At 68.6% G+C, this 22,248-nt stretch carries 22 protein-coding genes; 14 read left to right on the top strand and 8 right to left on the bottom strand.

Annotation, left to right across the window (positions count from 1 at the left end):
• Positions 1-21 precede the first annotated feature (21 nt).
• The 6 genes from AB0E63_RS29760 (at position 22) to AB0E63_RS29735 (ending at position 7,826) form a co-directional block, all read left to right on the top strand.
• On the top strand, positions 22-1,242 hold the full coding sequence (locus AB0E63_RS29760; RefSeq protein ID WP_360373615.1) for an acetyl-CoA C-acetyltransferase: 1,221 nt from the start codon (positions 22-24) through the stop codon (positions 1,240-1,242).
• Positions 1,239-3,371: a 3-hydroxyacyl-CoA dehydrogenase NAD-binding domain-containing protein gene (locus tag AB0E63_RS29755; RefSeq protein ID WP_360373498.1), complete on the top strand. Its 2,133-nt coding sequence runs from the start codon at positions 1,239-1,241 to the stop codon at positions 3,369-3,371. The genes AB0E63_RS29760 and AB0E63_RS29755 overlap by 4 nt, the downstream gene beginning before the upstream one ends.
• Positions 3,372-3,674: 303 nt before the next feature.
• On the top strand, positions 3,675-4,961 hold the full coding sequence (locus tag AB0E63_RS29750; protein ID WP_360373495.1) for a sugar ABC transporter substrate-binding protein: 1,287 nt from the start codon (positions 3,675-3,677) through the stop codon (positions 4,959-4,961).
• Positions 4,958-5,920, top strand: coding sequence for a sugar ABC transporter permease (locus AB0E63_RS29745; RefSeq protein ID WP_360373492.1), 963 nt, complete (start codon positions 4,958-4,960; stop codon positions 5,918-5,920). Before AB0E63_RS29750 ends, AB0E63_RS29745 begins: the two co-directional genes overlap by 4 nt.
• Positions 5,920-6,804, top strand: a complete 885-nt coding sequence (locus AB0E63_RS29740) for a carbohydrate ABC transporter permease (RefSeq protein WP_360373489.1) — start codon at positions 5,920-5,922, stop codon at positions 6,802-6,804. Before AB0E63_RS29745 ends, AB0E63_RS29740 begins: the two co-directional genes overlap by 1 nt.
• Before the next feature lie 515 nt (positions 6,805-7,319).
• The gene (locus AB0E63_RS29735; protein WP_360373486.1) at positions 7,320-7,826 is read left to right on the top strand and encodes an AAA family ATPase; all 507 of its coding nucleotides are present in this window, start codon (positions 7,320-7,322) and stop codon (positions 7,824-7,826) included.
• Between the two features lie 119 nt (positions 7,827-7,945).
• Here AB0E63_RS29735 and AB0E63_RS29730 read toward each other — a convergent pair whose 3' ends face one another.
• The 4 genes from AB0E63_RS29730 to AB0E63_RS29715 form a co-directional block, all read right to left on the bottom strand.
• The gene (locus AB0E63_RS29730) at positions 7,946-8,479 is read right to left on the bottom strand and encodes a class I SAM-dependent methyltransferase (RefSeq protein WP_360373483.1); all 534 of its coding nucleotides are present in this window, start codon (positions 8,477-8,479) and stop codon (positions 7,946-7,948) included.
• Between the two features lie 311 nt (positions 8,480-8,790).
• On the bottom strand, positions 8,791-9,714 hold the full coding sequence (locus tag AB0E63_RS29725) for a GNAT family N-acetyltransferase (protein ID WP_360373481.1): 924 nt from the start codon (positions 9,712-9,714) through the stop codon (positions 8,791-8,793).
• A gap of 30 nt (positions 9,715-9,744) precedes the next feature.
• Positions 9,745-10,605 carry a sigma-70 family RNA polymerase sigma factor gene (locus AB0E63_RS29720; RefSeq protein WP_360373478.1) on the bottom strand — a complete coding sequence of 287 codons (861 nt, stop codon included), beginning with the start codon at positions 10,603-10,605 and terminating at the stop codon, positions 9,745-9,747.
• Positions 10,606-10,683: 78 nt separating this feature from the next.
• Complete coding sequence (locus AB0E63_RS29715) at positions 10,684-11,214, bottom strand: YbhB/YbcL family Raf kinase inhibitor-like protein (RefSeq protein ID WP_360373475.1); 531 nt, start codon at positions 11,212-11,214, stop codon at positions 10,684-10,686.
• Between the two features lie 158 nt (positions 11,215-11,372).
• Between AB0E63_RS29715 and cobT the strand changes: the two genes are divergently transcribed.
• The 7 genes from cobT to AB0E63_RS29680 all read left to right on the top strand — a co-directional run bounded on the left by cobT (position 11,373) and on the right by AB0E63_RS29680 (position 17,288).
• Complete coding sequence (gene cobT / locus AB0E63_RS29710) at positions 11,373-12,413, top strand: nicotinate-nucleotide--dimethylbenzimidazole phosphoribosyltransferase (protein WP_360373472.1); 1,041 nt, start codon at positions 11,373-11,375, stop codon at positions 12,411-12,413.
• Positions 12,410-13,639: a uroporphyrinogen-III C-methyltransferase gene (cobA, locus tag AB0E63_RS29705; protein WP_360373469.1), complete on the top strand. Its 1,230-nt coding sequence runs from the start codon at positions 12,410-12,412 to the stop codon at positions 13,637-13,639. The genes cobT and cobA overlap by 4 nt, the downstream gene beginning before the upstream one ends.
• Positions 13,636-14,445, top strand: a complete 810-nt coding sequence (locus AB0E63_RS29700) for an RNA methyltransferase (protein WP_360373466.1) — start codon at positions 13,636-13,638, stop codon at positions 14,443-14,445. Before cobA ends, AB0E63_RS29700 begins: the two co-directional genes overlap by 4 nt.
• Positions 14,446-14,473: 28 nt before the next feature.
• Positions 14,474-14,998, top strand: a complete 525-nt coding sequence (locus tag AB0E63_RS29695; RefSeq protein WP_360373463.1) for a GNAT family N-acetyltransferase — start codon at positions 14,474-14,476, stop codon at positions 14,996-14,998.
• A 10-nt stretch (positions 14,999-15,008) separates the two neighbouring features.
• Entirely contained in the window at positions 15,009-15,803 is a 795-nt protein-coding gene (locus AB0E63_RS29690) for a helix-turn-helix transcriptional regulator (RefSeq protein ID WP_360373461.1), read from the top strand.
• A 72-nt stretch (positions 15,804-15,875) separates the two neighbouring features.
• A complete protein-coding gene (locus tag AB0E63_RS29685; RefSeq protein WP_360373458.1) occupies positions 15,876-16,730 on the top strand; it encodes an MBL fold metallo-hydrolase in 855 nt (284 codons plus the stop codon).
• Positions 16,731-16,742: 12 nt separating this feature from the next.
• On the top strand, positions 16,743-17,288 hold the full coding sequence (locus AB0E63_RS29680; protein ID WP_360373455.1) for an AAA family ATPase: 546 nt from the start codon (positions 16,743-16,745) through the stop codon (positions 17,286-17,288).
• Between the two features lie 4 nt (positions 17,289-17,292).
• Here AB0E63_RS29680 and def read toward each other — a convergent pair whose 3' ends face one another.
• Together def and AB0E63_RS29670 are read right to left on the bottom strand one after the other, a co-directional pair.
• Positions 17,293-17,898 (bottom strand): peptide deformylase, encoded by a 606-nt coding sequence (gene def / locus AB0E63_RS29675; protein WP_360373452.1) that lies wholly within the window; start codon positions 17,896-17,898, stop codon positions 17,293-17,295.
• A gap of 70 nt (positions 17,899-17,968) precedes the next feature.
• Positions 17,969-18,784, bottom strand: a complete 816-nt coding sequence (locus AB0E63_RS29670; protein ID WP_360373449.1) for an LLM class F420-dependent oxidoreductase — start codon at positions 18,782-18,784, stop codon at positions 17,969-17,971.
• A gap of 76 nt (positions 18,785-18,860) precedes the next feature.
• Here AB0E63_RS29670 and AB0E63_RS29665 point away from each other — a divergent pair, with 76 nt between their 5' ends.
• Positions 18,861-20,300: an ATP-binding protein gene (locus AB0E63_RS29665; protein WP_360373446.1), complete on the top strand. Its 1,440-nt coding sequence runs from the start codon at positions 18,861-18,863 to the stop codon at positions 20,298-20,300.
• On the opposite strand, the gene AB0E63_RS29660 is transcribed toward AB0E63_RS29665, so the two are convergent.
• Positions 20,279-20,983 (bottom strand): response regulator transcription factor, encoded by a 705-nt coding sequence (locus AB0E63_RS29660; RefSeq protein WP_360373443.1) that lies wholly within the window; start codon positions 20,981-20,983, stop codon positions 20,279-20,281. The two genes, AB0E63_RS29665 and AB0E63_RS29660, sit on opposite strands and share 22 nt — an antisense overlap.
• Positions 20,980-22,149: a sensor histidine kinase gene (locus tag AB0E63_RS29655; RefSeq protein ID WP_360373440.1), complete on the bottom strand. Its 1,170-nt coding sequence runs from the start codon at positions 22,147-22,149 to the stop codon at positions 20,980-20,982. The genes AB0E63_RS29660 and AB0E63_RS29655 overlap by 4 nt, the downstream gene beginning before the upstream one ends.
• Positions 22,150-22,248: the final 99 nt, after the last annotated feature.

Below are 22,248 nucleotides of genomic sequence, written 5' to 3'. Positions count from 1 at the left end.
TTCTCGACCGACGGGATCATCATGAGTGACGAAGCCTTCCTGTACGACGCGATCCGCACCCCACGCGGTAAGGGCAAACCGGCCGGAGCGCTGCACGAGGTCAAGCCGATCCAGCTGATCACCGGCCTCCTGCACGAGCTGCGGGAGCGGCACCCGGACCTGGATCCGACGGCCATCGACGACGTCGTGCTCGGTGTGGTCACGCCGATCGGCGACCAGGGCATGGACATCGCCCGGACCGCGGTCCTCGCCGCGGGCTACCCGGAGACGACCGGTGGCGTGCAGCTCAACCGGTTCTGCGCCTCCGGCCTGGAAGCGGTGAATCAAGCGGCTCAGCGAGTCCGGTCCGGGTGGGAGGACTTCATCCTCGCGGGCGGTGTCGAGTCGATGTCGCGCGTACCGATGGCCTCTGACGGCGGCGCCTGGGCGATGGACCCGGAGACGGCGCTGCAGACCAACTTCATCCCGCAGGGCATCAGCGCCGACCTGATCGCGACCCTCGACGGCTTCTCCCGCACCGACGTCGACGCGTACGCCGCCGAGTCGCACGCTCGCGCCGCCAAGGCGTGGGCCAACGGATACTTCACCCGCTCGGTCGTGCCGGTGCGCGACCGGAACGGGCTGCAGATCCTCGACCACGACCAACTGGTCCGGCCGGGTACGACGGTCGAGACGCTGGCCGGGCTGCCCGCGTCGTTCGCGGCGATCGGCGAGCACGGCGGGTTCGACGCGGTCGCGCTGGAGAAGTACCTGACTGTTGAGCGGATCGAGCACGTGCACCACGCGGGCAACTCGTCCGGCATCGTCGACGGTGCGGCCCTGGTTGCTATCGGCAACGAGAAGGCCGGTGAGGCGCTCGGCCAGGCACCTCGCGGCCGGGTGGTTGCCACCGCGGTGAGCGGCGCGGATCCGACCATCATGCTGACCGGTCCGGCGCCGGCCGCCCGCAAGGCGCTGGCCAAGGCGGGACTCGAGGTCGGCGACATCGATTTGTACGAGATGAACGAGGCATTCGCGGCCGCCGTCCTGCATTTCATGAAGGATCTCGGCGTACCGCACGAGAAGGTGAACGTGAACGGCGGCGCGATCGCGCTCGGTCACCCGCTCGGCGCCACCGGCGCGATGCTGATCGGAACCCTGCTGGACGAACTGGAGCGGCGTGAGCTCCGGTACGGACTGGCCACCCTGTGCGTCGGCGGCGGGATGGGCGTCGCGACAATCATCGAGAGGCTTGCCGCATGATCTCCTGGGACAACGTCGACGGTGTCGTCACGCTGACGATGGACGACCCCGACGCCTCGGCGAACACGATGAACGACACGTACCTCGCGGCGATGGGCTCGGTGGTCGAGCGCCTGCAGGCTTCGTCCGGCTTGAAGGGCGTGATCATCACCAGCGCGAAGTCGACGTTCTTCGCCGGCGGGAACCTGCAGATGCTCTCGCAGATCCTGCCGTCACAAGCGGCTGAGGTCTTCGAAACAGTCGAGGAGGTCAAGCGTCAGCTGCGAATCCTCGAAACCCTGGGTGTGCCGGTCGTTGCGGCCATCAACGGGTCGGCGCTCGGGGGTGGGCTGGAGATCGCGCTTGCCTGTCACCACCGGATCGTGGCCGACGACAACCGGATCGAGCTCGGCGTACCCGAGGTCACCCTCGGACTGCTGCCGGGCGGCGGCGGAGTGACCCGCAGCGTCCGCATGCTCGGGCTGCAGGACGCGCTGATGAAGGTGCTGCTGCAGGGCCAGCGGATGAAGCCCGCGCATGCGTTGAGCGTCGGCATCGTCGACGAGGTGGTCCCGGCTGATCAACTGCTCGACGCCGCGCAGGCCTGGATCGCGTCGTACGACGGCGACGCGAAGCAACCGTGGGATCGCGATGGATACAAGATCCCAGGCGGTACGCCGGCCTCGCCGAAGCTGGCCGCGTTCCTGCCGGCGTTCCCGGCCAACCTGCGCAAGCAGTTGAAGGGTGCGCCGTACCCGGCACCGCGGGCGATCATGAGCGCCGCGGTCGAGGGCAGCCAGGTCGACTTCGCCACCGCGTCGCGGATCGAGTCCCGGTACTTCGTCTCGCTGGCGACCGGGCAGATCGCGAAGAACATGATCCAGGCGTTCTTCTTCGATCTGCAGGCGATCAACGCCGGCGCCTCGCGGCCGAGCGGCGTACCTCGGTACTCCGCGCGCAAGGTCGGCGTACTCGGTGCCGGGATGATGGGCGCGGGGATCGCGTACGTGTGCGCGAAGGCCGGGATCGAGGTCGTGCTCAAGGACGTCTCGCTGGAGGCCGCCGCTCGCGGTAAGGAGTACTCCGAGAAGCTGCTGGCCAAGCGGGTGCAGAAGGGGCGGAGCTCCGCGGCCGACGTGGAGGCGTTCCTGAGCCGGATCACGCCGACCGCGGACCCGAACGACCTGGCCGGGTGCGACCTGGTGATCGAGGCCGTGTTCGAGAGCGAGGAGCTCAAGCAGAAGGTGTTCGCCGAGATCGCCGGCGTGGTCGAGCCGGACGCGCTGCTCTGCTCGAACACCTCGACCCTGCCGATCACGTCGCTCGCCGACGGGATCGACCGGCCGGACGACTTCATCGGCATGCACTTCTTCTCACCGGTCGACCGGATGCCGCTGGTCGAGCTGATCGTGGGGGAGAAGACGTCGGATCGCGCCATCGCCAGGGCGTACGACGTGGTGCGGCAGATCAAGAAGACACCGATCGTGGTCAACGACAGCCGCGGCTTCTTCACCTCGCGGGTGTTCGGCACGCTGATGATGGAGGGCGCGGCGATGGTGGCCGAGGGCGTCGACCCGGTGATGATCGAGCGGGCAGCGACGCAGGCGGGCTTCCCCGCGCCGCCGTTGGCGATGCTCGACGAGGTCACGCTGACGCTCCCGCAGAAGATCCGCGATGCGGCCAGGGCGGCCGGCGAGAGCGCGGGTGCCTTCGGCGACCACCCGGGGATGGCGGTGACGGATCGGCTCGTCAACGAGTTCGATCGCCGTGGCAAGGCGGCCGGTGCCGGGTTCTACGACTATCCGGCCGACGGCGCCAAGCGTCTGTGGCCAGGGCTGTGGGAGCACTTCGCGCGTGACAACGACGTACCGCTGGCGGATCTGCAGGAGCGGATGACGTTCGCGATGTCGCTCGAGACCGTGAAGTGCCTGGACGAAGGTGTACTCCGTTCGGTTGCCGACGCCAACGTGGGTTCGATCTTCGGCATCGGCTTCCCGCCCCTGCACGGCGGGGCGTTGCAGTACATCAACGCCTACGGGTTGCCCGCCTTCGTCGAGCGGTCCCGCGAACTGGCCTCGTCGTACGGCGCACGCTTCGAGCCTCCTGCCCTCCTGGTGCGGAAGGCGGAGGCCGGCGAACAGTTCCGCTGATCACGGCGCGGTATCAACTCCAGCAAACCTCGACATATTCGAACAAACAAGAGCGCGTCCGGTCTTGCGCCGGACGCGCTTTTGAGACATTGTGCTGACACTTCTACAACGATTGACCTTGACCTGGATGGCGTGGCGGCTTCCGATGCGGCGGCTTCCGTGCCAGAAGGGTCCCTGGCGAAGTCTGTTGTGGTGTTGGTTTTAGTTGTACCGTGTGCGAAATCGGAGATGCTTAACGTTGTTAAGTAACTCGGAACCGTCGGCGTCGTACCCCTGCGGCGTCGCTTTCGGGAGGTGGAATACGTGCCTGCTCATGTTCCGAACGCCGGCCTGACCCGGCGGGATCTGCTGAAGCGGACCGGAGGTCTGGCCGCACTCGCAGCGCTGACCGCGGCCTGCGGTGGCAACAGCGGCCGGCCGTCGTCGGACAGCGGCGGAGGCGGCGGAGCGAAGGTCAATCTGTCCCAGTGGTACCACCAGTACGGCGAAGCCGGGACGCAGCAGGCTGCGACGAAGTACGCCAAGGCCTACACCGACGCGAATGTCTCCGTGGCGTGGACCCCCGGTGACTACGCCAGCAAGCTGTCGTCCGGCCTGCTGTCCAACAAGGGCCCGGACGTGTTCGAGAGCCAGCTCAACATCGGCATGGTGAAGAGCAACCAGGTGGTCGCGCTGGACGACATCCTGGCCGAGGTGAAGGACGACTTCCAGCCCGGTGACCTGGCCACCAACACCGTCGACGGCAAGATCTACGGGATCCGGATGATCGTCGACCCGCAGGTCATCTACTACCGCAAGTCCCTGCTGGACAAGGCCGGGATCAAGCCGCCGGAGACCATCGACGACCTGATCTCCGCGGCCAAGGAACTCACCACGAACAAGGTGAAGGGCATCTTCGTCGGCAACGACGGCGGCAACGCGATGGGCGGGCCGGCGATGTGGGCCTCCGGCGGCAACTACCTGACCGACGACAACAAGCCGGGCTTCACCGGCGACAGCCAGGCCAAGGCGTTCGGCAAGCTGCACGAGCTCTACGCGAGCAAGAGCGTCCTGCTGGGCTCGCCGACGGACTGGACCGACCCGGGTGCGATCAACCAGGGCCTCGCGGCGATGCAGTGGATCGGCATGTGGGCCGTGCCCGGGATGCAGAAGGCCCTCGGCGACGACCTCGGCGTGATCCCGTTCCCCGCGCTCGACGCGCAGAACAAGCCGGCCGTGTACTCCGGCGGCTGGACCCAGTTCGTCTCGGCCAAGAGCCCGAACGTCGACGCGGCGAAGAAGTTCGTGAAGTGGCTGTGGATCGACAAGGAGGACTTCCAGGAGGACTGGTCGCTGAACTACGGCTTCCACATCCCACCGCGGAAGAGCCTTGCGGCCAAGGCGTCCAAGCTGCAGAGCGGTGTCGCGGCCGACACGGTCAAGCTGACCCAGGACTACGGCCACACCGACAACCCGGCCTGGACTCCCAAGATGGGTACGGCGTTCGGTGACATGCTCACCAACATCATCAAGAAGGGAGCCGACCCCGCCGCCGAAATCACCAAGGCCGAGAAGACCGTCAACGACGAACTGACCCGGTTGTTCGGATGAGCGCTTCGGTCAAGACTCCCCGCACGACGGACCCCGCCGCCACTGGTGAGCGGCGGGGTTCCCGGCGCCGCAAGGGCATCGCCGGGAACACGATGTGGTTCTGGATCTTCGTCGGCCCGTTCGTGATCGGGCTGCTGGTCTTCTCCTACCTGCCGATCATCTGGAGCCTGGTCCTCAGCTTCTTCGAGGCCTACAACACGGTCACGCCGTCGAAGTTCGTCGGGCTGCAGAACTACATCGACATGCTGAAGGACCACAACTTCATCTCCAGCCTCGGTACGTTCACGATCTTCGCGATCTTCATCGTGCCGCTGACGTTCATCCTGTCGCTGGCCTTGGCGTTGCTGGTCAACCAGGTGAAGATCGCGCGGGCGTTCTTCCGGTCGGTGTTCTTCCTGCCGACCGCGTGTTCGTACGTGGTCGCGTCCCTGATCTGGCGGCTGTCGATCTTCAACGGCGTCCGGTTCGGGCTGGCCAACACGATGCTCGGCTGGTTCGGTGCCGACGGGATCGCGTGGCTGTCGACGGTCGACCCACCGTGGTACTGGCTCCCGATCGTGACGGTCCGGCTGTGGTTGCAGCTCGGGTTCTACATGATCCTGTTCATCGCCGGTCTGCAACGGATCTCGCCGACGCTCTACGAGGCGGCGTACGTCGACGGGGCGAAGCCCGGGTGGCAGGTGTTCCGGTACATCACGCTGCCGCAACTGCGGGCGACGTCGGTCGCCGTACTGATCCTGAACCTGATCGCGGCGTACCAGGCGTTCGACGAGTTCTACAACCTGGTCGGCAACGTGAACTACGCCCGTCCGCCGCTGGTCTACCTGTACGGGATATCCCTGGGGTCGATCCAGGACCTCGGCCACGGCTCCGCCGGTGCGCTCATCCTCGCGGTCATCATCATGATCGTGACGCTGCTGCAGAACCGGATCTTCGGTTTCGGAAAGGCGGGTGACTGATGGCTGTCGCCGAGCGTACGACGGGAACCCCCCAGCCGATCGGCTTCAACCGGAGCGCGATGGGCCGGGTCGGCCTGGTGCTGCGGTGGGTCGCGCTGTTCGTCGCAGTGGTGCTGTTCCTGCTGCCGTTCTACCTGATCCTGCGCAACGCCCTGTCCACCGAGGCCGACATCACGGCGCCTTCGTGGACGTTGTTCCCTTCGCATCTGCAGTGGAGCAACATCACTGAGCTGTTCAACGACACCGAGGTCCCGATGGCGCGGGCGCTCTACAACTCCGCCGTCGTGGGGATCCTGGGTACGGCCGGACAGTTGCTCCTGGCATCAATGGCCGGCTACGGGCTGGCCAGGATCCCGTATCGCCACGCCGACAAGATCTTCTACGCGATCGTCGCGACCCTGATGATCCCGGGTGCGGTCACCTTCATCCCGAGCTTCATCGTCGTGTCGTCGCTGGGCTGGGTCTCGTCGCTGCGTGGTCTGATCATCCCGACGTTGTTCAGCGGGTTCGCGGCGTTCCTGTTCCGGCAGTACTTCCTGGGCTTCCCCAAGGAGCTGGAGGAAGCCGCGCGGGTCGACGGTGCCGGGCACTTCGGTGTGTTCTGGCGGATCGTCGTACCCAACTCCCTGCCGTTCTTCGCGGCGCTGGCGGCGATCACCTTCATCGGCAACTGGAACTCGTTCCTCTGGCCCTTGGTGATCGGCCAGGACTCCTCGTCCTGGACCGTCCAGGTCGCGATGTCGACGTTCGTTACCGCCCAAACCATCAACATCCACGAACTCTTCATGGCAGTAGCCGTCTCCATCCTCCCCTTGGTCCTGATCTTCGCCTTCCTCCAGCGCTACCTGATCCAAGGAGTAACCCAATCCGGCATCAAAGACTGAAAGACAACTGAAGAGAAGTCGGACACCGCTCCGCGGCGGCTGTCTTGTTGGCCGCCTCCGGCGGCGCGCCAACCGCGGACACGGATCGGCGCACCCGGCGAACAAACAACTGAAGAAAACCGACACCGGACGCCGCTACGCGGCGGCTGTCCTTTCGGCCGCCTCCGGCGGCAGTCGCCGACTGCGGATCCGGATCAGGCGCTCGGCGGACGAACCGAGCACAGGCGGACTGCGATCTGGTCCACCGCAAGGCAACAGAAAGCTCCGGCGGGGAGTCCACCAGGCTCCCCGCCGCCGATTCAGCCACCAGCACTCGCGAACGGGCGCCGCTCCGCGGCGACAGTTGCTTTGGTCGCCTTCGGCGCCGCAAATGCCGGCACGGATCGGTGCGTTCGGCTGATGAACTGTGCTCGGCGTCTGCGGAGGGCCGGCGATCGGCTGTTCCTTGCACCGCCAGCCGGTATCGCCTGAACCGCTTTGATACTCCGTTGCCGGAGCAGCGGTGATTCGGTTGGATGCGGACATGGCATCGGACACGAGGCTGGTTGTGCTGTGTGGGTCCTCGTTCTCCGGGAAGAGTACGGTGGCGCGAGCGCTGGCGCCGAGGCTGGCTGCGAGCATCGAGTCTCGACGAGATCAACGAGCGTCGCGGGTTATGGGGTGGTGACGGCATTCCGGTCGAGGAATGGATGCAGACCCATGAGTTCGCCTCCGCCGAGGTTCGTGGGCTCCTTGGGTCAGGGACGTCGGTGATCGTCGATGACACCAGTTCGCCGCGGTTCCTGCGCGACGGCTGGCGGTTGCTGGCCGAGGTGGCTGGGGTCCGATTCACTCTGGTCTACGTCGACGTGGATCACGCGACGATTCGCCGGCGCCGGGCCGACAATCAGCAGGATCCACGTCGGCGGGATGTCGCGGACGCCGTACTGGACCAGCACCTCGCCGACTTCGAGCCGCCGGGGGCCGACGAGCACGCCGTACGGATGGAGTCTGCCGCCGACCTGCAGTACTTGAGGATCTGACCGCCTCATGCGTGGAGCGCCACTCGGTGGTACGGGTCAGCGGTGGGATCAGAAGAGGGCGTGGCCGGCGGTGCCTTCGGGGACGTACTCCTGGGAATCTACCGTCAGGCCGGCTTGGGTTAGCCAGGTGCGGTTGGTGGTGGCGTCGGTGTGGCTCCACCACATGGGGTTCCGCCGTCGAGCCAGTTGTCTTCTACGCCGGTCCACTCGCTTTCGCCGGTCGTGCAGAGGAACACTCCGCCGGGGCGGAGCCAGGTTGCGATCTTGTGCAGGAGTTGCTGTTGTTCGTCCTGCGGGATGTGGATCAGCGCGTAGAGGGACACCACGGCGTCGAAGGACTCGGGTGGAAAGTCGAGCGAGGTGGCGTCTGCGCGGATGAAGTCGGCCTGTGGGACGAGTTGGCGGGCGCGGCGGATCTGTACGTCGCTGATGTCGACGCCGGTGACGTGGTGTCCAGCGGACGCGAGGTCACGGGCCATCGGTACGCCGCTGCCGCAGCCGATGTCGAGGACTCGGCTCGACTCCGGGAGTTGCGCGATCAGGGAGTCGATCCAGGTCCGGTATTTGGAGTCGGCGCCGGTGGCTTCGTCGTACCGCACCGACAAGGCGTCATAGCCACGCCGAACCAGCTGCTTCGGATCGTCCGCAGTCATGTTCGTCGACGCTAGTGACGGTCACAACGGTAGGCAACGGAGTTTGTGCCAGGGGTTGCGGACGTGTGGCACTCACCAACTGCGTGGGGTTGGGGCGGATCACGCTCAGTTCGCGGCTGGTGGTGGGTGTTCGCGGGGTTGGTGAGTGCGGCAGGTCCGCGATGGCGGCGGATGTCATCGCGGTGGGGGGCGAGCCGGGTGGCGCGGACGTGGAGGCCATCACATTGGCAGTGCTCGGGTCGCGCCCCGCGGGGGACCGCGGTGAATCCCCGGTTGTGATGGCCTGGCGGTTCGCTGCCCACCGCACGGAGCTACTCGATCAGGCCCATGGACGGCAGGCGGTTCGGGTCGCTGATGGGCGGTCCTGAGAGGGTGAGGTGGTGGCCTTCGGCCAGGATGAGAGTGAAGGTTCGGCGGTGCCACGGGGTGTCGGTGGGGGGAGTGGAGTCCACCAAGCCGGCCGACACGGCCGCGTCGTACAGGGGGTCGACCAGTACGCCGACGTCGAAGGTGATGGTGGTTGGGGCGATCTCGGCTGTTGCGCGTTGTACGTCGAGGCCGCTGCCGCCGTTCCAGGGAGTGAAGCCGAGGGACGCGAACTCCGGCTCTGGTTCGCCGAACTGGAAGTGGGTGTGCAGGCCGAGCAGGTCGCTCAGGAGGGTGACCGTGGCGGCGACGTCGCGGACGTGGAGGACGGGACGGACCGCGAAGGTGGTCGGGTCTGATGGATGAGCGGCGCGGGCCATGACTACGGACTGGGCGATTTCGCCCTTGTCAGATCGAGGGAGTCGGCCGACGAGGTCGAGACCTGCATGGCGCGCGACGCCGATCGAGCGCGTGTTGCGGGAATCGATCCAGGCTTCGACCCCGGCAATGCTGGGCTGCGACAGGAGGTAGTCGACGACCGTACGCGCCGCCTCGCTCATCAGACCGGAACCCCAGTGATCGCGCTGGAGATACCAGCTCATCCCGCGGATCGGCGTGCCCTGGTCCGAGAAGACGCCGATCACTCCAACGGCGGTCTCGTCCGGCCGGATCCGCAGTACCCAGGTCCAGCCGCCGTTGTCGCCGAACTCCCGTTGCAGCCGGTCGAGACTCTCGTCCTCGCCACGACTCGGCGCGGAGTACCCGGCGCGTGCCCACTCCGGGTCCGCGAACATCGCATGCAGCGCGCCGAGATCGCGGGCAGCGTCGTACGGCGCCAATTCGAGCCGTCGGGTCGTCAGCAGCTCCATCGTCCAAGTCTGCCGCCCGGAGAGGGTCTACTACTCGGTCAAGCCCATGGAGGCTAGGCGGTCCGGGTCGCTGACGGAGGTGATGCCGGTGATGCGGTCGTTGACGATGGTGCAGGCCATCACGCCCAGGAGGTTGCCGTTCGCGCCGTAGGTGACGATGCCGGGCTCGCCGTTGACGAGGGCTGCGCGGGCGGTCACCGTGGCGCGGGCGCCGCGCTGGACGCGGGTGGCGACCTCGGTCGCGCCCTGGCGGACGACCAGGCCGCGCCGGGTGTGGGAGTGCCAGATCACGTCCGGGTCGAGCATCCGCAGCAGGCCTTCGAAGTCGCCCTCGCGGGCTGCCGCGAGGAAGGCGTCGACCACCGCGCGCTGCCGCGACTCGTCGGCCGGGTGCCGCGTGCCCTGCACCTTCCGGCGGGCCCGGCTGGCGAGCATCTTGGTGGCGTCCGCGGACTTGCCGACGATCTGACCGATCTCCGCGAACGGCACCGCGAACAGGTCGTGCAGTACGAACGCCAGCCGCTCGCTGGGACCGAGTGTGTCGAGCACCACAAGCAGCGCCACCCCGACCGACTCGGCCATCAGCGCGTTGTCCTCGGGTGCCTCGGCGCCGTCCTCGATGACCACGAGCTCGGGCAGCTGGTCGTCGTACGACGCCTCGGGCCGGGTCTTGCGGGAGCGCAGTACGTCGATGCAGACCCGGCCCACCACGGTCGTGAGCCAGCCGGAGAGGTTGTCGATCGAGCTGGCATCCTGGCGCGCCAGGCGCAGCCAGGCCTCCTGTACGGCGTCCTCCGCGTCCGCCCGCGATCCGAGCATCCGGTGGGCCACCGCCACCAGCCGTCCGCGCTGTTCCTCGAACGCTCCGGCCAGGGCGTCATCCGGGGTCATCCAGTTACCTTCCTCCAGCGAGTTCCGTCATGACCATGACGAGCCCAGACCGGCGAAGGTAACTGGACGACCCGGGGACTACTCGGCGATCTGGTAGGTCGGAGTGATGATCGCCCGGGCCAGCGTGTGGAAGGCCAGGTTGAAGCTGACCACGGCCGGGCTGGCGTCGGCGTCCACGTCCAGGGCCTCGACGTCGATCGCGTGGACGGCGAAGTAGTAGCGGTGGACCTGGTCACCGGGCGGCGGGGCGGCGCCGCCGAAGTTCTTGGTGCTGAAGTCGTTGCGGACGTGGAAGGCACCGTTGTCGAGGCGGTCGGTGCTGCCGGCGCCGGTGGGGAGCTCGGTCACGGTCGCGGGGAGGTTGACCAGGACCCAGTGCCAGAAGCCGGACGGGACCGGCGCGTCAGGGTCGAAGCAGGTGACGACGAACGCCTTGGTCTCGGCCGGGAAGCCGGACCAGCTGAGCTGCGGCGACTTGTTGCCGCCGGCGAAGGTGTGGTCATCGGACAGCTGCTCGCCGTCGGCGACGTCCGTACTGGTGACCGTGAAGGAACCGGCCTTGGGGAGCAGTTCGTACGGGTCCGGGGTGACGGGACGATCGAGCGACATCTGGATCCTCCGGGATCTCGCGACGTGTGGTGATTCCGACATTACTGTCCACCGGAACCGGATCCGTCCCGGGGCAGGGGTCGGAGGATGCGAAGATCGGGGGCAGCGGAACGGTCGCGCCGCGGACGTGGCGGCCGGCAACGGAGTGGAGGAGCGCGGTGGAGCAGTACCTGGACCGGATCGGACCGGCGGACGAGGTCGCGATGCGAGCGGCCACCGAGCGGCAGGCCGGGTTGACGAAACCGGCCGGTTCCCTCGGTGTGCTCGAGGAGCTGTCCGTCCGGGTGGCCGGGATGACCGGCAGTTGCCCGCCCGCGGTGCCGGCACCGGCCGTGGTGACGGTCTTCGCCGCCGACCACGGCGTGCACGCCCAAGGAGTCTCGCCCTGGCCGCAGGAGGTGACCGCCGCGATGCTGGCGAACTTCGCCGCCGGCGGTGCCGCGGTGAACGCGTTCGCCGCGAACAACCGCGTCGACGTCCGCGTGGTCGATGTCGGGGTCGCGACGCCGGTGGACGAGCTGGACATCGTGCACGCGAAGGTCCGGCCCGGTACGCGCGACCTGTCCACGGAGGCCGCTCTCACCGAGGACGAGGCCCGCGCGGCGATCGCGGTCGGGTTCGACCTGGCGGACACGCTCGTCAGGGACGGCTACCGCTGCCTGCTCACCGGCGACATGGGGATCGCGAACACCACCGCGAGCGCCGCCCTGATCGCCACCTTCACCGGCTCGACCGCCGACGTGGTCACCGGCCGTGGCACCGGTATCGACGACGCCATGCTGGCCCACAAGACCGCAATCGTGCGGTCCGCTCTGGCGCTGCACGACGTACCGGCGACCGATCCGCTCGGCGCACTGCAGGCGTACGGCGGCCTCGAACACGCGGCGTTGGCCGGGTACATCCTGGGGGCCGCGGCCAACAAGGTGCCGGTGATCCTGGACGGCGTGATCGCGGGCGCCGCGGCGCTCGTCGCGCAGGCCCTCCACCCGGCGGTGATCGACTACTGCGTCGCCGGCCACCGGTCCGCCGAGCCCGGGCATGCGGTCGCGCTGAAGACTCTCGGGCTGCAGCCGCTGGTCGATCTCGATCTGCGGCTGGGCGAGGGGACCGGTGCGGTACTCGCATACCCGATCCTGACCTGCGCCGTCCGCGCGCTGGCCGAAATGGCGACGTTCGAGTCCGCGGGGATCACCTCGTGACGAGTCAGTACCTGTCCGGCCTGGTCCTCGACGGGCGGCGCGTTGTCGTCGTCGGAGGCGGCGGCGTGGCCCAGCGTCGGCTGCCCCGGCTGCTCGAGGCGGGCGCCCGGATCGACCTGATCTCGCCGTCGATCACGCCGACGATCGAGGGCCTCCTCAGCAACCCGTCGCTGACCTGGATCGAGCGCGGCTACACCGTCGGCGATCTCGACGGCGCTTGGTACGTCGTGGTCGCGACCGACGACACCGCAGTGAACGACCAGGTCTCGGCAGAGGCCGAGGAGCGGCGGATCTTCTGTGTCCGGTCCGACGACCGTTCGCGCGCGACCGCGTGGACCCCGGCGTCCGGACAGCACGACCATGTGACCATCGGCGTACTCGGTGGCGGCGATCACCGACGCTCGGCCGCGGTCCGGGACGCGATCCTGGAGGGTCTGCGGACGGGGGAGTTGGGAGCGCGCGAGGTCGACAAGCACCCCGGCGTGTACCTGGTCGGCGGGGGACCGGGCGATCCGGATCTGATCACCGTCCGCGGGCGGCGGTTGCTGGCCGAGGCGGACGTGGTGGTGGCGGATCGGCTCGCGCCGCAGCCGTTGCTGGACGAGTTGCATCCGGACGTCGAGCTGTTCGACGCGGCCAAGCTGCCGCGTGGACGAGCGGCTCAGCAGGAGGAGATCAACCGGATCCTGGTGGATCGCGGCCGGCAGGGGAAGGTCGTCGTACGGCTGAAGGGCGGCGATCCGTACGTGTTCGGCCGCGGCTTCGAGGAGGCGCTCGCCTGCGCGGAGGCCGGTGTGCCGTGGACGGTCGTGCCGGGGATCACCAGCTCGATCTCGGTGCCGGCGGTGTCGGGGATTCCGGTCACGCATCGCGGCGTCACGCATGAGTTCACGGTGGTGTCGGGGCACATCCCGCCGTCGCATCCGGACTCGTTGATCAATTGGGACGCGCTGGCCCAGCTGAGCGGGACGCTGGTGCTGTTGATGGCGGTCGAGAACCTGCCCGCCATCACCGAGCGGCTGATCGCCGCCGGGCGGCCCGCGACGACACCCGCCGCGGCGATTGCCGACGGCACCCTTCCGGGGCAGAAGATGGTGACGTCGGAGCTGGCCGGAATCGCCCAGGCGATGAAGGAAGCGGGCGTCGGAGCACCGGCGATCGTTGTCATCGGCAACGTGGTGGCGGTGGCCGAGCAGGCCCGGGGCGCCGGCGGTCGACCGGCGTGAGCCCATTGGTGCCGCTCGATGATCCGGCCGATAGCCGGTTGGCGGACTATGTGCAGTTGCGCGAGGTGAGCCTCCGCCGGTTGCTCGAGGAAGAGCACGGGCTGTTCATTGCCGAGGGCGACAAAGTGATCCGCCGCGCCGCGGACGCCGGTTACGAACCGCGGTCGTTCCTGCTGGCGCCCCGCTGGCTCGATTCGTTGAAAGACGTGCTCGAGAAGTGGCCTGACACCCCGGTGTACGTCGTCTCCGAGGAGCTGGCCGAGCAGGTCACGGGCTTCCACGTGCACCGTGGCGCGCTGGCGTCGTACAAACGCCGCGCCGCCGTCCCGCTGACCGAACTCCTTCGCGATGCTCCCCAGCGGATCGCGATCTTCGACGAAATTGTCGATCACACCAACGTCGGCGCCGGGTTCCGGGCGGCCGCGGCGATGGGCGTCGAGCTCGTGCTGGTGACGCCGACGTGTGCGGATCCGCTGTACCGGCGTTCGATCAAGGTCTCGATGGGCACGGTCTTCCAGGTCCCGTGGACGCGGCTGGAGGCCTGGCCCGGAGATCTGGAACTCCTGCAGGACAATGGATACGTCGCCGCCGCGTTCGCGCTCACCGACGACTCGATCACCCTCGACGACCTCGCGGCGCGCCACGACGAGCGGCTCGCGCTGATCTTCGGCACCGAAGGCCACGGCCTCAAACCCCACGTGCTCGAAAAGGCAGACCTCACCGTGCGCATCCCGATGACCGGCGGCGTCGACTCCCTCAATGTGGCATCCTCGGCAGCAGTCGCGTTCTACGCCACACGACCTTAGGCCGTGTCTGGTGACCTAGGGGGAAGCCATGCGTACGACGGAACGCCTGCTGCTACGTCCGTTTCGTGAAGAGGACCTGGAGCCGTGGGCCGCGCTGAACGCCGACCCGGAGGTGACCGAGTTTCTCGGGGAGCCGTTGAGCCGGGAGGAGTGCGATCGGATCGCGGCGGCGGTGAACGAGCAGTACGCCGCTGAGGGGTTCGGGTTCCTTGCGGTCGAGCGTCGTACGGACGGGGCATTCCTGGGCGCGGCCGGTCTCAGTCGTGAGCAGTGGTACCCCGAAGATCTCGAGATCGGCTGGCGGCTGGCCCGCGAGTACTGGGGTCAGGGCTACGCCACCGAAGCGGCAGCGTCCTGGCTGGACCACGGCTTCACCACGATGGGCCTGCCCCGTATCATCGCCGTCACCGACACCCCCAACCACCGCAGCATCGCCGTCATGCGCCGCCTCGGCATGACCTTCGACCACGAGGCCGTCCTGGCAGAAGACGGCATCGAGTTCGACGCCACGGTCTACTCGATGACGGCGGATACCTGGCGGCACCGGGCGTAGTCTGGCCGTCATGCAGGCGGTCGGTGAATTAGGCACGTTCCTCCGCGCCCGGCGGGCCAGGGTCGAGCCGTCCACGGTCGGTCTTCCGAGCGGTGGTGACCGTCGAGTGGCGGGCCTGCGCCGTGAGGAGGTCGCCGTACTGGCCGTTGTCAGCGCCGACTACTACACACGTCTCGAGCAAGGACGGGAGCGGAATCCGTCGGCGCAGGTGCTCAACGGGATCGCGCACGCGCTGCGGTTGGACGCGGACGGGCGGACGCATCTGTTCCGGCTCGCCGGGCTGGCGCCGGCGCCGCGGCTTGGGGCCGCGCGGGATCAAGTCCATCCGGCGCTCCTGCAGCTGCTGGACAACTTTCCCGCCGCGGCGGCCTATGTGCTGAACCCGGCGTACGAGATCCTCGCCACGAACCGGATCGCCGAGGCGCTGCTGGCACCGTTCGGGATGACCAACATGCTCCGGATGATGTTCGAACACCCACAGGCCCGGACGATCTTCGGCGACTGGGAGGCGGTGGTAGGGCGGGCTGTGTACGCCGTGCGCCTCAACGCGGGGACGTATCCGGCAGACCCCGAGATCAAGGCGCTGGTGAGCGATCTGCTGCCGGACGCCGGGTTCCGCGCTCTCTGGGAGGACCAGACGGCGCGTGGGCTGAGTCGCGCGTACAAGATCTTCCACCACCCGACGGCCGGCCGGATCGAGCTGACCTACCAGACCTTCGACGTACGCGCGGCGCCCGGTCAGCAGCTGCTCGTCGGTACGGCGGAACCGGGCAGCGCGAGCGCGACCGCGCTGGCCGGGCTCTGAACTTCCTGGGTGCGCTGCACCCAGGAAACGGCGACCTTCTCCGTGGCGGCGGGTGGTCGGAGGCTGATCGGTATGACGAACCTGACTTATTCGACCTACGTAGCTCCGTCCAAGCCGGTCGTGTCCGACGACCTTCCGCCGGGCGAGGTACGGCGGCTGTGGTCGCCGACCGCGGCCACGCTGATCCACGGTGACCACGATGCCGTCCTGGTCGATCCGCTGATGACGGCGGCCGAAGGCGAGGACCTGGCCGGCTGGATCGCCGCCACTGGCAAGAACCTGACCACGATCTTCGTCACCCACGGGCACGGCGACCATTTCTTCGGCGCCGCGCCGGTGCTCGAGCGCTTTCCGGCGGCCCGGATGGTCGCAACGCCCGCAGTCGTCGAGGGGATGAGACAGAACCTCAGCCCGGCGTGGCTGGACGGCTTCTGGCGGGCCAGGTTCCCGGGCCAGTTGGCCGATCGCCTGGTCGTCGCCGAGCCGCTCGAGGGTGACGCCTTGGCGCTGGAAGGCGAGGAACTGGCCGCGATCGACCTCGGCCACACCGACACCGACGGCACCACCGCGCTGCATGTCCCATCCATCGGTCTGGTGGTGGCGGGCGATGCCGTGTACGACGACGTCCACCTCTACCTCGCCGAATCGGTGGCCGGGGGCATCGATCACTGGCTGGCCGCACTGGAGGTGCTCGAAGGCCTGCGGCCTACCGCGGTGGTCTCCGGCCACCGCCAGGCCGACGCCTCGGACGATCCACGCTTCATCGACGAGACTCGCAAGTACCTGAAGGTCTTCGCGGCCGCGCAGGCTCGGACGGAGACCGCTCTCGACCTCTACAACGCCGTACTCGCGGCCTACCCGGACCGGCTGAACCGCGGGGTGCTGTGGAACTCGGCGCGGGCGGTCAAAAGCGATGGACACCGATGATGTGATGAGAGCATGCCGAAGGTAGTGCTCGTCACCGGGATGCAGGCCGCGGGGAAGTCGACGGTCGCGCCGCTGCTGGCCGCGCGACTCGGTCCGCCGGCAGCGACGCTGGACGGGGACGTGTTCTATCGCGGCGTGGTCGCAGGCGCCGAGATCATGACGCCGGAGCCCTCCGCGGAGGCTGTGCGGCAGTTGGAGCTGAGGTACGACGCCTCCGCGCTGGTGGCGCAGCACTACGCGGACGCCGGATTCGATTTCGTCTGCAGTGACATCATCCTGGGTGAGCACGTCGAGCGCTGGTTCGACCGGTTGCACGCAGTGGCGACGTACCTGGTGGTGCTGATCCCGTCGGTGGAGTCGATCGTCGAGCGGGAGATCGGTCGAGGCGGCAACAATTCGTACCGCGACTGGGGTCCCTCGCTCGAGGACGGCGTCCGTGCGTTGCAGGCAGGTTTGGAAGAGATCCCGCGCCGGGGGCTGTGGCTCGATACGACCGGACAGACCCCGGAGCAGACCGTCGACGTGATCGTCGCCGACCTGGAGAAAGCCCGCTGGTAGACCGTCAGGTGGCGGGAGTGTCCTCGTGCGCGTCCTCGTGCTCGATCATCGGGGAGACCGGCCAGTCGGACGGGTAGTCGGGGGCGAGCTCCTCGGCCTCTCCGAACAGGCGCTTGCGGTACTTGCGGGACACGCGGTCGCCGAAGACCGTGCCCTGGGTGTGGTCGGTCTCGTGCTGCAGGCAGCGGGCGAGCAGACCGTCGCCCTCGAAGGTGACCGGCTCGCCGTGCTGGTCGACGCCGGTGACCCGGGCGAAGTCGGGGCGGGCGCACTTGGTGAACGCACCCGGCAGGGACAGGCAGCCCTCGTCGCCCTCGTCCAACTGGCGGTCCTTGCCCTCCGGGAGCTCGATCACCGGGTTGCAGACGACGCCCTGGACCCGGTTGCCGTCCTTGTCCGGGCAGTCGAACACGAACAGTTGCAGGTCCACGCCGACCTGGTTCGCGGCCAGGCCGACGCCCTCGGCCGCGTTCATCGTCGCGACCATGTCGGCGACCAGCGTCTGCAGGTCGTCGCCGAAGTCGGTGACCGGCTGGTTGACCCGGTGCATGACGTCCTCACCCCAGCGGGTGATGGGCCGCACCGAACCGTTCTCAGGCAACGTAGACATGCCGGAAATCCTAGCGGGACACCGTTGCGTCCGGAGAACCGTGCGCAACGGCCCTCCGGACGCAGCCGGACTACTTCGCGTTCAGGTCGTCGCGCCAGGCGACCCAGTCACGCAGCAGGCCCAGGTCGTAGTCCGGGCCGGAGGCGTGCACGGTGAACAGCCGGGTGCCGACGTCGAGGAGCGACTTGCCGGTCTCCTCGGGCGTCTTGGTGCCGACCGCGGTCGAGCGCTCGATCTCGCCCGGGTCGCGGCCGATCGTGCGGCAGTGCTCGTCGAGGACGGCGTGCTTGTGCGCGATCGTCTCGGCGTCACCGAAGCCGTGCCAGATGTGCGCGTGCTGGGCGACCAGCTTCAGCGTCTTCTTCTCGCCGCCGCCTCCGATCAGCACCGGGATGTCCCGGGTCGGCTTCGGGTTCAGCTTGGCCCAGCGCTGCTCGATCCGCGGCAGCGCCTCGCCGAGGGCGTCCAGCCGGCCGCCCGCCGTACCGAACTCGTAGCCGTACTCGTCGTAGTCCTTCTCGAACCAGCCCGAACCGATGCCGAAGATCAGCCGGCCGTCGCTGATGTGGTCGACCGTGCGGGCCATGTCGGCGAGCAGGTCGGGGTTGCGGTAGGAGTTGCAGGTGACCAGGGCGCCGATCTCGACCCGCTCGGTCGCCTCGGCCCAGGCGGCCAGCATGGTCCAGCACTCGAAGTGCAGGCCTTCCGGCTCACCCGACAGCGGGTAGAAGTGGTCCCAGTTGAAGAGGACGTCGACACCGATCTCCTCGGCCGCGGCGGCGGTCCGCCGGATGTCGGCGTACTGAGCATGCTGGGGCTGGAGCTGCAGGCCGATCCGAACCGGGAAGGCGGCGTACGGGCGGTCGGTGGACTCGGAATCTGTCATGGTGGTGATCCTATCCGGCGTTGCGGAGGGTCCTCCGGATCGCCCCGGATAGCGGACCACGAGGGGGTACGGCGCGATGCCGGACGAGAACGGGATCGACGAGTTCGCACGGCTGTTCCGGGGCTTCCTGGAGCGGATGCAGTCTCCCGGGCCGAAGAACGCCCGGGAGAGCCTGAGAGAGCGGTTGCGGACGCATCTCGGCGTCGACCCCGAGCAGGTACCGGTGGTGTCGTCGAGCTTCCCGTCGTACGACCTGCCGAACGTGCAGCGCGCGATCGAGGCGTGGTTCGACGAGTTCGAGGTGCTTGGGCTGGCCGGATCGAACCGCGGTCACCACTCGCTCGGCGAGCTGCTCGAACTGGCCGAGTACGACCGGTTCGGGATCGGCGCGGTGGACTACCAGCGGCTGCAGATCGACGTCGACGAGGAGATGGACTGCGTCGCGTTCGGGTTCTACCTCGGTGTCCACGGCGAGGACCGGTACGTCGCTCTGTTGCGCGCGGCGAACCCGCAGTACGGGCGCTCGAGCGTCGACCTCGAGGTGCTGGCACCGGTGAAGGAGGCGGGGGACCGCTTCCTGAGTGCGCTGCCGGACCTGATCCGCGAGCACAACGTGTTCCGGGGCAAGGTGGTGTCGTTCGAGGGGCACGAGTTCGGGCAGGGCGTGGGTCCGTTCCGGCTGCATCCGCGGCCCGGGATCAGCCGGCAGGACGTCGTACTGCCGGACGGTGTGCTGGAGCGGGTCGAGCGGGAGGTCGTCGGCATCGCGGAGCACCGAGAGGCCCTGCTGAGCGCCGGCCAGCACCTGCGTCGCGGTGTGCTGCTCTACGGGCCGCCAGGGACCGGGAAGACCCACACCGTGCGCTACCTGCTGTCACGGCTGCCGGAGTTCACCGTAGTCCTGCTGGCCGGGACGAGCATCCACTTCATCGCGCAGGCGTGTTCACTGGCGCGGATGCTGCAGCCGGCTCTCGTCGTACTGGAGGACTGCGACCTGGTCGCCGAGGCCCGCGACTTCTCGCACGGCGCCGAGAACCCGCTGCTGTTCCAGGTCCTGAACGAGATGGACGGGCTGGCCCAGGACGCCGATGTCGCGTTCCTCCTGACCACCAACCGCGCGGATCTGCTGGAGCCTGCGCTCATGCAGCGCCCGGGCCGCGTCGACCTGGCCGTCGAGGTGCCGCTGCCGGACACTGACGGCCGCGCCCGCTTGCTGCGCCTCTACGGTCCGAACCTCGACCTGACGAACGACGTGATCGAGGAGATCGTGGCTCAGACCGAGGGGACCACCGCGTCCTTCGTGAAGGAACTCGTCCGCCGCACGATCCTGCTTGCCGCCCAGTCGAACGCCACGCCAGCTGCCAGTCACCTCCGCGAAGCCGTCACCGAACTCCTGTCGTCACGCGATGCCCTGACCCGACGCCTCCTCGGAGCAACCGGCGCAGACACAGCGGACTACAGGCCAGGCCCGGCCCGCGGGCCCGTTCCCGGCGTCTACAAAGGCCTCATCGGCTGAGAGTTTCGGCGGGTGGTGCCTGGGATGACGAGCCCTGACTCGTAGGCCGCGATGACGGCCTGGGTGCGGTCGCGCAGGCCGAGCTTGCCGAGCAGCCGGCTGACGTGGGTCTTGACCGTCTCCTCGCTGACCACGAGTCGGCTCGCGATCTCCGGGTTGGACAGACCCTCGGCGATCAGGCGGAGCACCTCCACTTCGCGCGGTGTGAGGCTCCCGAGCGGCACGCCCGATTCCGCTGCGGGCCGGAGTCGCGCGAACTCCGCGATCAGCCGGCGGGTCACAGTCGGCGCGAGCAGGCCGCCTCCGGACGCGATCACCCGGACCGCGTCGAAGAGGCGTTCGGCGGTCACGTCCTTCAGGAGGAAGCCGCTGGCTCCGGCGGCCAACGCGTCGTACACGTGCTCGTCGAGGTCGAACGTCGTCAGCATCAGGATCCGTGGGCCTGGTGCGGGGGCAGACTCGGCGACGATGCGCCGCGTCGCCTCGATACCGTCCAGCACGGGCATCCGCACATCCATCAGGACGACGTCGACGGACACGTCGCGGCACAGCCGGACCGCTTCGCTGCCATCGGCAGCGGTACCCGCGACGACGAAGTCCGGCTGGGTGCCGAGGAGTGCGCCGAACCCGGCCCGGACCACCTCCTGGTCGTCGACGACGGCGATCCGGGTCGGCGCCGTCATGGCTCGTCCGGCGGGATCGGCAGCACGGCCTCGACCACGAAACCGCCGCCCGGCGACCGGCCGAAGACCAGGGTTCCGTCCATCATCGCGGCGCGCTCGCGCATACCCACCAACCCGTGCCCACCGGTTCCGTCCTGGTCGAGCGCGGGGCCTGGGCCGTTGTCGCGGATCCACAGGCGCAGTGCCTCGTCGGTGTAGTCCAACTCGACATCCGCGGCCGCGCCAGGCGCATGCCGCCGCGCGTTGGTCAGCGCCTCCTGCACGATCCGGAACGCCGTCAGCTGGACACCGGGGTCCAGTGGCACGACGTGGCCGCGGACGATCAGCCGGGTACTCGCGCCCGACGACGCGCGGGCCTCGTCGACAAGGGTGTTCAGCTGTTCCAGGCCGGGCTGCGGTGACCGCGTGCTGCGGATGCCGCTGTCGACGTCCTCGCGCAGTACGCCGAGCAGCCGGCGCATCTCCGTGAGCGCGGACCGTGCGGTGTCGCCGATCGCGACCAGTCGTTGCGCGCCCTCGGGCGGCATGCCCGGTGTCGTCAGCCGGGTGGTCTCGGCCTGTACGGCGATGATCGAGATGTGGTGCGCGACGACGTCGTGCAGCTCGCGGGCGATCCGGGCCCGCTCACCTCGTGCCGTGTAGTCGAGCAGCGTCTCCGCTGTCTCCCGGCCGGCCGCCGCGGTGGCGGCCGCGGTGCCGCGCTCCCGCACGGCGGCGCCGAGGAGGACGGCGGCCGTCATCAGCACCAGTACGGCGGTCGAGCCCGGCCGCTGCTCCGCGAGCGCGAACACCACGAACGGCAGCAGGAAGGGAAACGCCAGCCGGCGCGATCGGCTCCGCGCCAGCCGGTACAGAGCGACGAGCCCGGCAAGGACCCCCGCGACGTACGGCGCATCGGAGCCGGCGAGCACCACGACGTTCGCGAGCGTGACGGCCAGCGCGACCGGGATCGGATGGGCCGGCAGGAACGCGATCGGCACGGTCGCGCACAGCCCGAGGAGCAGTCCGGTGCCCAGATCCAGGCCGGTCTGGTCGCCTCTGTTGCCGGCCTCCATGAGGGCGACCAGGGCGAGCGCCACTGCCGCGACGACGAACGCTTCGCGGGTGCCGGCGATCCTGCGGACGCTGACCAGCGCGCGGTCGCCCAGCTCACGGGCCTGGCTCACAGCCTCATTGTCCGCCCGGTTCGTCACCCCCGGCGTCCCCCACGCGAGGGACGCCCAGACGGCTCGGCAGCGTGACGACAGCGGCCCGGCGGCTGCGTA

Origin of the sequence: Kribbella sp. NPDC026596 (genome assembly GCF_040638415.1) — a bacterium.
GTDB lineage: Bacteria > Actinomycetota > Actinomycetes > Propionibacteriales > Kribbellaceae > Kribbella.
This window is presented reverse-complemented; position numbering and strand designations above follow the sequence as displayed.

What these genes read in the sequence shown, in the direction of transcription:
- AB0E63_RS29660 (WP_360373443.1), bottom strand. Translation starts at nt 20,983, where the DNA reads ATGACGGCGCCGACCCGGATCGCCGTCGTCGACGACCAGGAGGTGGTC.
- AB0E63_RS29715 (WP_360373475.1), bottom strand. Translation starts at nt 11,214, where the DNA reads ATGTCGCTCGATCGTCCCGTCACCCCGGACCCGTACGAACTGCTCCCC.
- AB0E63_RS29720 (WP_360373478.1), bottom strand. Translation starts at nt 10,605, where the DNA reads ATGACCCCGGATGACGCCCTGGCCGGAGCGTTCGAGGAACAGCGCGGA.
- AB0E63_RS29685 (WP_360373458.1), top strand. Translation starts at nt 15,876, where the DNA reads ATGACGAACCTGACTTATTCGACCTACGTAGCTCCGTCCAAGCCGGTC.
- AB0E63_RS29725 (WP_360373481.1), bottom strand. Translation starts at nt 9,714, where the DNA reads ATGGAGCTGCTGACGACCCGACGGCTCGAATTGGCGCCGTACGACGCT.
- AB0E63_RS29690 (WP_360373461.1), top strand. Translation starts at nt 15,009, where the DNA reads ATGCAGGCGGTCGGTGAATTAGGCACGTTCCTCCGCGCCCGGCGGGCC.
- AB0E63_RS29735 (WP_360373486.1), top strand. Translation starts at nt 7,320, where the DNA reads ATGCGGACATGGCATCGGACACGAGGCTGGTTGTGCTGTGTGGGTCCT.
- AB0E63_RS29745 (WP_360373492.1), top strand. Translation starts at nt 4,958, where the DNA reads ATGAGCGCTTCGGTCAAGACTCCCCGCACGACGGACCCCGCCGCCACT.
- AB0E63_RS29665 (WP_360373446.1), top strand. Translation starts at nt 18,861, where the DNA reads ATGCCGGACGAGAACGGGATCGACGAGTTCGCACGGCTGTTCCGGGGC.
- AB0E63_RS29680 (WP_360373455.1), top strand. Translation starts at nt 16,743, where the DNA reads ATGCCGAAGGTAGTGCTCGTCACCGGGATGCAGGCCGCGGGGAAGTCG.
- AB0E63_RS29730 (WP_360373483.1), bottom strand. Translation starts at nt 8,479, where the DNA reads ATGACTGCGGACGATCCGAAGCAGCTGGTTCGGCGTGGCTATGACGCC.
- AB0E63_RS29695 (WP_360373463.1), top strand. Translation starts at nt 14,474, where the DNA reads ATGCGTACGACGGAACGCCTGCTGCTACGTCCGTTTCGTGAAGAGGAC.
- AB0E63_RS29670 (WP_360373449.1), bottom strand. Translation starts at nt 18,784, where the DNA reads ATGACAGATTCCGAGTCCACCGACCGCCCGTACGCCGCCTTCCCGGTT.
- AB0E63_RS29760 (WP_360373615.1), top strand. Translation starts at nt 22, where the DNA reads ATGAGTGACGAAGCCTTCCTGTACGACGCGATCCGCACCCCACGCGGT.
- AB0E63_RS29755 (WP_360373498.1), top strand. Translation starts at nt 1,239, where the DNA reads ATGATCTCCTGGGACAACGTCGACGGTGTCGTCACGCTGACGATGGAC.
- AB0E63_RS29740 (WP_360373489.1), top strand. Translation starts at nt 5,920, where the DNA reads ATGGCTGTCGCCGAGCGTACGACGGGAACCCCCCAGCCGATCGGCTTC.
- def (WP_360373452.1), bottom strand. Translation starts at nt 17,898, where the DNA reads ATGTCTACGTTGCCTGAGAACGGTTCGGTGCGGCCCATCACCCGCTGG.